8 protein-coding genes are annotated in these 7,873 nt (G+C 58.5%); 1 reads left to right on the top strand and 7 read right to left on the bottom strand.

All coding sequences use genetic code 11. The features are described from left to right. Positions 1-2,416: error-prone DNA polymerase (locus tag ABF859_RS15125; protein ID WP_415528461.1), on the top strand; the 2,416-nt coding region annotated here is incomplete at its 5' end. Positions 2,417-3,107: 691 nt separating this feature from the next. Here the strand turns inward: ABF859_RS15125 and ABF859_RS15120 are convergent. The 7 genes from ABF859_RS15120 to repC all read right to left on the bottom strand — a co-directional run bounded on the left by ABF859_RS15120 (position 3,108) and on the right by repC (position 7,737). Then, positions 3,108-3,518 carry a type II toxin-antitoxin system VapC family toxin gene (locus tag ABF859_RS15120; protein WP_062106717.1) on the bottom strand — a complete coding sequence of 137 codons (411 nt, stop codon included), beginning with the start codon at positions 3,516-3,518 and terminating at the stop codon, positions 3,108-3,110. Continuing rightward, positions 3,515-3,787 carry an AbrB/MazE/SpoVT family DNA-binding domain-containing protein gene (locus ABF859_RS15115; protein WP_346006496.1) on the bottom strand — a complete coding sequence of 91 codons (273 nt, stop codon included), beginning with the start codon at positions 3,785-3,787 and terminating at the stop codon, positions 3,515-3,517. The genes ABF859_RS15120 and ABF859_RS15115 overlap by 4 nt, the downstream gene beginning before the upstream one ends. Positions 3,788-4,074: 287 nt before the next feature. Further along, positions 4,075-4,314: a hypothetical protein gene (locus ABF859_RS15110; protein ID WP_062106721.1), complete on the bottom strand. Its 240-nt coding sequence runs from the start codon at positions 4,312-4,314 to the stop codon at positions 4,075-4,077. 28 nt (positions 4,315-4,342) lie between these two features. Beyond that, the gene (locus tag ABF859_RS15105; protein WP_415528460.1) at positions 4,343-4,828 is read right to left on the bottom strand and encodes a hypothetical protein; all 486 of its coding nucleotides are present in this window, start codon (positions 4,826-4,828) and stop codon (positions 4,343-4,345) included. A 23-nt stretch (positions 4,829-4,851) separates the two neighbouring features. Then, positions 4,852-5,679, bottom strand: coding sequence for a hypothetical protein (locus tag ABF859_RS15100; RefSeq protein WP_346006495.1), 828 nt, complete (start codon positions 5,677-5,679; stop codon positions 4,852-4,854). A gap of 254 nt (positions 5,680-5,933) precedes the next feature. Continuing rightward, positions 5,934-7,292: an O-antigen ligase family protein gene (locus ABF859_RS15095; protein WP_346006494.1), complete on the bottom strand. Its 1,359-nt coding sequence runs from the start codon at positions 7,290-7,292 to the stop codon at positions 5,934-5,936. Between the two features lie 4 nt (positions 7,293-7,296). Continuing rightward, positions 7,297-7,737 carry a replication initiation protein RepC gene (gene repC / locus ABF859_RS15090; RefSeq protein WP_415528459.1) on the bottom strand — a complete coding sequence of 147 codons (441 nt, stop codon included), beginning with the start codon at positions 7,735-7,737 and terminating at the stop codon, positions 7,297-7,299. Positions 7,738-7,873: the final 136 nt, after the last annotated feature.

Here is a 7,873-nt window from a genome sequence, read left to right as displayed (position 1 = left end):
GGACGCCGTGGCCAACACACGGCGAATTGCCGAGGCCTGCACGTTCAGTCTCGATAACCTGACCTATCAGTACCCGACCGAAACCGAGCGGGCGGGCGAAAGCGCGCAGGACACACTGACACGTCTGGTCCAGACCGCACTGCCCCGTCGTTACCCGGCCGGGGCGCCACCTGACGTCGAGACGCAGATTGCCCACGAGCTGAGGCTGATCGGCTCTCTGTCCTACGCACCGTACTTCCTGACCGTAAACACGATCGTGCGTCATGCCCGCTCGCTTGGGATTGTCTGTCAGGGACGGGGATCTGCCGCGAACTCGGCCGTCTGCTATGTTTTGGGCATCACGAGTATTGATCCGGTTCGCTCGGGCCTGCTGTTCGAGCGGTTTATCTCGGCCGAACGGCAGGAACCGCCCGACATCGACGTGGATTTCGAGAGTGACCGCCGCGAAGAAGTCATCCAGTGGATTTACCGGCACTATGGCCGCCACCGCGCGGCCCTGTGTGCCACCGTGCAGCGCTATCAACCCAAAGGGGCGTTGCGCGAGGTCGGCAAGGTGCTGGGCCTGCCGGAGGACCTGACCGGCCAGCTTTCCAAACATATTGCCTCGTCCCTGCCGGATCCGGATCTGTGCAAGACGCGCGCTGCCGACCTTGGCCTGAACCTGAAGGACAGACGCCTCAGCCTGACGTTTCATCTTGCCCGCCAGCTTCTCGGCTTCCCGCGTCAGCTTGGGACGCATCCGGGCGGATTTGTGCTGACCGAGGATCGCCTGGACGAACTCGTGCCTCTGATGCCGACGGCCATGGACGGACGGCAGATTATTGTCTGGGACAAGGACGACATTGACGTACTGCGTTTCATGAAGGTCGATGTCTTAGGGCTCGGAATGCTGGGCTGTCTGCGTCGCGGGTTCGAATTGCTGCACACCGTGTATCAGACCCGCATGGATCTCGCTTCGATCCCGGCCGAGGATCCGCAGACCTATCGCATGATCCAGAAAGCCGACACGCTCGGGACATTCCAGATCGAAAGCCGGGCGCAGATGTCCATGCTGCCGCGCATGAAGCCCCGGACCTTTTATGATCTGGTGATTCAAGTGGCGATTGTCCGGCCGGGGCCAATCCAGGGCGACATGGTCCATCCCTATCTCCGCAGACGAGAGAAATTGGAGCCTGTCACATACCCGTCCAAGACCCTGCGCGGGATCCTCGGGAAAACTTTGGGCGTGCCACTGTTCCAGGAGCAGGCAATGCAGGTGGCCATCCATTGTGCAGGCTTTACACCAGGCGAGGCGGACCAGCTCCGCCGTGCGATGGCGACGTTCAAATTGACGGGCGGGGTCTCGCCGTTCCGCGACAAGCTGGTGAACGGGATGCTGGCCAACGGCTATGAGCAGGAGTTTGCCGAGCAGACCTTCGCGCAGCTCGAAGGTTTTGGCAGCTATGGCTTTCCCGAAAGTCACGCCGCGTCGTTTGCCCTGATCGCCTATGCGTCCGCCTGGATGAAACATCACCACCCGGATGTGTTCTGTGCCGCCCTGCTGAACAGTCAGCCCATGGGGTTTTATGCGCCCTCGCAGATTGTTCAGGACGCACAACGCCATGGCGTCGAGGTCCGGCCTATCTGTATCAATGCCTCACGATGGGATTGCACCCTGGAACGTAGCGGTACGTCTTTACGTAAAGCCGTAAGGATGGGCTTTCGTATGGTGCGCGGGCTTGCAAACGGGCACGGTGCTGCCCTGATCGCCGCGAGGATGCCGGATTATGAGAGTATTGACGATGTGTGGCGGCGTGCGGATGTGCCGGTCTCGGCCCTGGAATGTCTGGCGGAAGCGGACGCCTTCCGGGTGTTTGGACAGATGCGCCGCGCCGCACTCTGGTCGATCAAGGGTCTCGCCGATACGGCCCTGCCGTTGTTTGAGGCGGCGGACCGGGGCCGGAACTTTCCGCTACCGGAAGTGATCGAGCCGGAGATTACCTTGCCACTGATGTCAGAGCGGGCGTCAGTGCATGAGGATTACCGGGCGACAGGACTTAGTCTGAACGGGCATCCCGTCGCGTTTCTCCGAGAGGGCTTACGAAAAGAGGGGATCGTGCGCTGTGGAGATTTGCCGTACCTGCGGGATGGGCGTCGGATCCAGCTCACGGGTCTTGTGCTGATGCGGCAGCGGCCAGGGACGGCGAACGGTACCATGTTCGTGACGATCGAGGACGAAACGGGCACAGCCAATCTGATTGTCTGGAAGGACGTGCAGGAGAAATATCGCCGTCCTCTTCTCGCGTCCCGTCTTCTGGCCTGCAAGGGCAGGCTTCAGAAGGAAGGCGATGTGATCCATGTTGTTGTGCTCAGTCTGGAAGACCGAACGCCATTGCTTCAGGGATCGGAGCTGCTGAAGGCACGGGACTTTCGGTAGGGGACAACACCGGATCGGCCGATTTTATTTTAAGAATGACGACATTGTTGTTGGTGTTGAACCTGTGGCGTTGTGGGCAGAGCCGCGCCTGTGGTCAGCCTGACGGGCTGTCCAGCAGGACGCGAGCGGCCGTAGAACGGCTGTCCATAAATCCACAGGCTTTATGATTAGGTTGATCTCCGACATCTATTGCGTCGGCCGCATCGTTCATCATCAGTTCCAGTCAAGCTGCGCACCGGCACCTGAATGGCTTATCGGCGTCCATGTAGCGATGATCGAGTCCAGCGCGCCAAAATAATAGGCGAGCGCGAACAAGTCTATGCCTAAGACACCTCTAATGAAAGCCTCTCTCATTGTCCCTTACCCGAAAAGCCTGCATAATCGGCTCCGTCCGCTATGTCTCGACATAGACCCAGAACTGCTTGGGATGCGTCCTCTACGTTCCGCGGCCCGTCTAACCACCCCGCTTGGTAATTTTCGGATACCAATGACCAGACCTGATATGCGACTTTTGGACTAACTTCGATCCCGATCTTTGCAAGTCCTTCGGCAACGACACGCGCGTCTGCAACCTCACCCACCGAAGCATTCTCAAACTCCTCAGACCCGACCGCATTTTCCTCTGCCTGTCTCGTGAGTCTTTTCAAGGCAGGAATCAAGGTTGGCGGCACCGAGGTCGCGTCCGTGTTCGTCATACCGTGTGCTCCAACCAGTTCTCGACCTTCAGCCCTCTGATGCGGCTGAACTCGCGAACATTGTTCGTTACCAAAGTGACTTTGAGAGTGTATGCGTGAGCCGCGATCAGCAGATCATTCATGCCGATTGTCTGTCCCGCTGCTTCAAGGTCTGCCCGGATGCCTCCATATTCGCCGTCAGCCGGTATATCGAGTGGTAAGACCGGTACAAAAGCCAGCACGCTTTCAACGCGGGCCAGGAGTTTCGAAGAGCCTTTCTTCGCACACCCATATCGCAGCTCCGCCGCTACAATAATGCTGGTACACAGATCGCCTGGATCAATCTGTTCGAGGCGCCGCGCAGCCAACCCAGAGGGATTGCGGACAAGATCGCTGATAATATTTGTATCAAGAAGATAAGCGCTCACAGGATATCTTCTGGTTTGGCAGCTACGTCAGGAACTTCGGGGAAGTCGTCGTCGGGTGCCAGAGGGGGCTCTTCTCGCCATGCGGCGAGGAGTTCGCTCAGCGAAGATGGAACTTTGACGGGCTCAATCACCAGTCTTTCCCCATCGCGTCGGATAAGCGCGCGGTCTCCCGGCAGTTCAAATTCGACAGGAATACGGACTGCCTGGCTGCGATTATTCCGGAAGAGTTTTACTTCCCTTGAGCGCGGGGGAATTTCTGGGACCGGCATGGCTGCCTCCTACTTGTATATGCCATATTGTATATGCCGTTTTCCTTTGAAGATCAAGAATTGAGAGCGGTAGGTCTCTCTCGATCCTGGCGAACGCAAAGGGCAGTGCAGAGAATTGCATCGAGCGATTTTGTTTAGAAAATAGGAGGGACTTTTGTTGGTGTTGAACCTGTGGACTTGTGGGCAGAGCCACGCCTGTGGTCAGCCGGAAGGGCTGTCTATCAGGACGCGAGCGGCCGTGAAACGGCTGTCCATAAATCCACAGGCTTTACCCTCTATGCCGGCCCTCAAACAGGGTAATTTCCGAAATCGCATGGGTCGAAGGAATCAGTCTGTTTTCTCTCCAGGTCCTCGGCAATCACTCTGGCCCGCTCAGCAAGGGCAAGCATATCCGGAAACCAGCACAAGTCTGCCTCTACCGCCTTGTGGATCGCATTCGTATCGTCGACGAAGCGCTCTAACGCCAAGATATACTGGGCCTTGAGTGATGCCTCATCGGGAGCCGTGAGGATCGCCTGATCAGTCATACCTCGTCCTCCAACCGGTTTTCGACATTCATTGGCGAGTTGCTGACGCTTCAAGCTCTACGACTGAGACCCGAGCGTTCGAGTAGGGTGTAGCGGACGGATCAGGATGCGTGATGATGTCTGAACCGGCAGCGGCAGCAAGTAATGTGCCAAAATATGGATCATTCTCTTCTGCGATCGAGAGCACCTCGTTCGCGCTGACGGGCGCGCCAAACTCTTTCCCGAGCTTGCTAAGGATATAATTGTCCAGCACCGCATGAATCATGAATGGCTGGTTCCGAAGAGACAGCAGAGCTAACAAATTCTCTGGCATATCGTCGTCAGGCTCAGCCTCCATGACGGCATCCACGTTATCAAGAAGAACGTGGAGCACCACACCATATACAGTGATCTCCAACGCACGCTGCGCCTCTGTCTCCGTATTATTCACGGCTGTATTCCCTGTTCGCTGCACGACATCAGTTAGACTTTGTGTTGGGAAACACGCGTTTCCCAACGTGCGCATCATCACCATGGATCACCACGGGCTTGAAATGCTTACTTCGCGTTGCCGGACAGCACTGCCTGATTGGCGGCGACAGCCTTCTGCGAGCTGATCGAGTTCAGATCGTCCGCCGTTGCACCCGCCTGAACCTTGGCCTTGCCTGTCTGAACCTGCTGCAACCCGGTCGTCGCTTCCTGCGCCATGTTATCCAGGCTGATCGCACCGGCTGCTTCCGCCGCCTTCGGCGCAACGGCCTTTTCGTAGATGATTGGTGCACCATCGGCCGTTGTGGTCGGGGCACCTGGAGCTGGTGCAGTAGCTTCCACAGGCGCGGACGTAACAGCCACCGGTGTGACGCTCACAGGCTGACCAGGCTGTGCTGTCACCTCTGCCTGTAGAGACAGTGCGGCTGGTGCCGCGATAACCGGCGTGATGTAAGCCGTGCGATTAATGATCAGATGATCGGGTCCGGTGGAATCCGTCGGATCCTTGTCATAGATGTCGACAAGCTTGTCATTACTGCCAAAACAGAACAGTACCGTATGGAGCTGCGGACGGGTTCCAGCCTTCACTGGTGCCCAGATCACCTGCGCCAGACCAAGTGTTGCCACGCTGGTGACAACTTCACCCGCCTTCATGGCCGCGCGGCCGCCAGCTGTCAGGCCGGTGGTGTAGATCTTGTAGATATCGCAGGAGCGACCGTTCTTCTGGATCGTGCCTTCCGCCTTACCGACCGTGCTGACGACGCCGAAACGGTCCGTGTTCTGGTTGAACTGACTGAGCAGCACTGGCTCAGGCGCGGGCATCCCGCTGCTGCAGGCCGCCAGAAGCAGAAGGGCAGAGCTGGAGAAAAGTGTTTTTGAAATGGCTTTCAGTGTCATGACGGACCTGTCGATAACGGTCCCCGCCTGACCGACAGGGACACAGTATGTTGCGTTACAAATCATATTAAACGATATCGTTTATCCGTCAATAGACGATATCTTTTATTTATGTTTGACAGGCGCAGCATGAGCCGTGTAGCGGAGGCGTATGGGAAGACCGCCACTCAACTTCAAAATGACCTCCGTTCGCCTGAGTCCTGAGGAGCGCGATCGTATTATCGCGCTTGTGGGCGACAGGGGTATGGCGCAGTTTATCCGGGAGGCCGTTGAGAAAGAGTTAAAGCGCCGCGAGCAGTCTCTCCGTCGTCAGGGCGATCCGCCTTCAGATCCCTGACGGCTTCCGCCAGCCCTGCCCCCAGAAGCAGAAAAGAAATCCCGCCAAGCGGCATGTTCAGGAAAGCGCTCTGCGACGACAGAGGCCACTCATGCAGGACAGCGGCCCCGAAGAGACCGACACGCCAGCCAATCTCCTCTGCGGAAAGCCCAACCTGCCTCCTGGCAGTTCGTCCCAGAACAAGCCACCAGCTTCCGATCATCGCAACAAACAGAGCGGCTCCTGGAAGCCCGCTGTTGGTGGCGGCTTCGAGCACATGACTATGGGTGTGCTGAACACACACAGACACCCCTCCTCCATCCGGTTGCAGATGGCTCGGACCGGGCCTCAGAAACGCTTCAGATCGACAATAATGCCGGAATGCATCGTCCCCTAATCCCATAACCGGGTGTGCTTCGATCATCACGGCCGCCCGGTTGTAGATCTGCCCATACGGAGAACTGGCGAAGTGGAGAAGCTGCGTCTGGGTCTTTGTCACCAGATGCCCGAAAGCCTCCGGAGACACGAACGCCAGCAGTCCAATGAGAGCCGGACTGGCGACCAGAAGTGCGAGCGAAGGACGCCGCAGTGACGGGAGCACCAGGGCACAGACGTCTGTGCCGAGAAGAAATGTCGCCAGAGACATCCGCTGGCCAGCCAGCACGAGCAAACCGAGAACCGGCAGAAGAGCCGCACCCGTCAGAAGCGCTTTTTGCCAGGACCGTCTCACCCGTTCCCCCAACAGCGCCCCAACAAACAGGGCAGCCGGCAGACCCAGCAGTGCAAAAGGCGCAGACACACGCGGCTTGTCGTAGGGGCCAGTGAGTGTCCCATCCCCAAAACGCGGATTGCCAAACAGGTTATGGCCCGTCACCGCCTGAAGCAGCATCTGCCCCCCGAGATACAGCACGCAGGCGATAACCAGACGGCGACACCATGTCCGGGTCCAAGATTCCTGCAACGTCCAGAACGCCAGAGCGAACGCCGCCAGCGGAAACCGGATGGCCAGCAGCGCCTGGGTGAGGCTGGCCGTCGCCTCGGCCGGAACTGGCATCTGCCGTGGCAGGGAGCAGAGAACCAGCCACCCCCACCAGACAAGGGTCGGCCAGACGAAGCCCTGCCGACACCAGGACCAATCGCGGGTCAAGGCGCTCCGAACCAGAAATCCGACCGCCAGCCCATCCAGACAGCCCTCGGCGATACCGCGCCAATGCACCAGAAACAGCGGCAGAAGCAGGGTGGCGAGTGCGCCGAGACGATCCAGCAGTCGCAGAAGAACGGGCTTTTCAAACATCATCCTGTCAGATCCAGCTCGCTCGCGTTTTCGGTCCCTGCACGCTTACTGCGGCCATTGAGACACCGGCCTCGGCGAGCATCCCCACTTCCCGGGTGCGATGGTCCCGCAATGCATACAGGCTGCGATCAAGGAACAGGGTGTTTCGTGCGCCCCGCTCGATCAGGGAGCGGAAATAGGCGTCCCGGAACCGGATGACAGCGCCCCGCTCCAGTCGTGACGCCATGACGATCACGGCGACGGCCGCCTGCAGTCTCCCTAGGACGACGCAGGCCTGGGACCAGGCATGACAGGACACACCCACCTGCCCCGACAGATACTCGGCCGCCTCGATCAACTGCTCGGCAGTCGGCCGACCGGAGGAACAGAGATCCCGCAGACTGCTGCAAATCTCGAGATAGAACGTCGCTGTCCCCTTGAATCCGCGCAGCGCTGTGCGGTCATACACGCTCGAACGGTCGGACCTGGAGCTTTGCCCTTCACACCGCATTTCTTCAATGCGAATGCCGCCATTGGCGGCTACGTGATCTACTTTTTTAGAAGATTGAATGTTTTTAGTATCTGTATAGTGGGCCCCGTTTTGA

The sequence above is a fragment of the Gluconobacter sp. genome (assembly GCF_047722525.1).
In the GTDB taxonomy this organism is placed as follows: Bacteria; Pseudomonadota; Alphaproteobacteria; order Acetobacterales; family Acetobacteraceae; genus Gluconobacter.
This window is presented reverse-complemented; position numbering and strand designations above follow the sequence as displayed.

Coding starts and splice junctions, on each gene's coding strand:
- ABF859_RS15105 (WP_415528460.1), bottom strand. CDS start 4,828: ATGGTGATGATGCGCACGTTGGGAAACGCGTGTTTCCCAACACAAAGT.
- ABF859_RS15110 (WP_062106721.1), bottom strand. CDS start 4,314: ATGACTGATCAGGCGATCCTCACGGCTCCCGATGAGGCATCACTCAAG.
- ABF859_RS15115 (WP_346006496.1), bottom strand. CDS start 3,787: ATGCCGGTCCCAGAAATTCCCCCGCGCTCAAGGGAAGTAAAACTCTTC.
- ABF859_RS15095 (WP_346006494.1), bottom strand. CDS start 7,292: ATGATGTTTGAAAAGCCCGTTCTTCTGCGACTGCTGGATCGTCTCGGC.
- ABF859_RS15100 (WP_346006495.1), bottom strand. CDS start 5,679: ATGACACTGAAAGCCATTTCAAAAACACTTTTCTCCAGCTCTGCCCTT.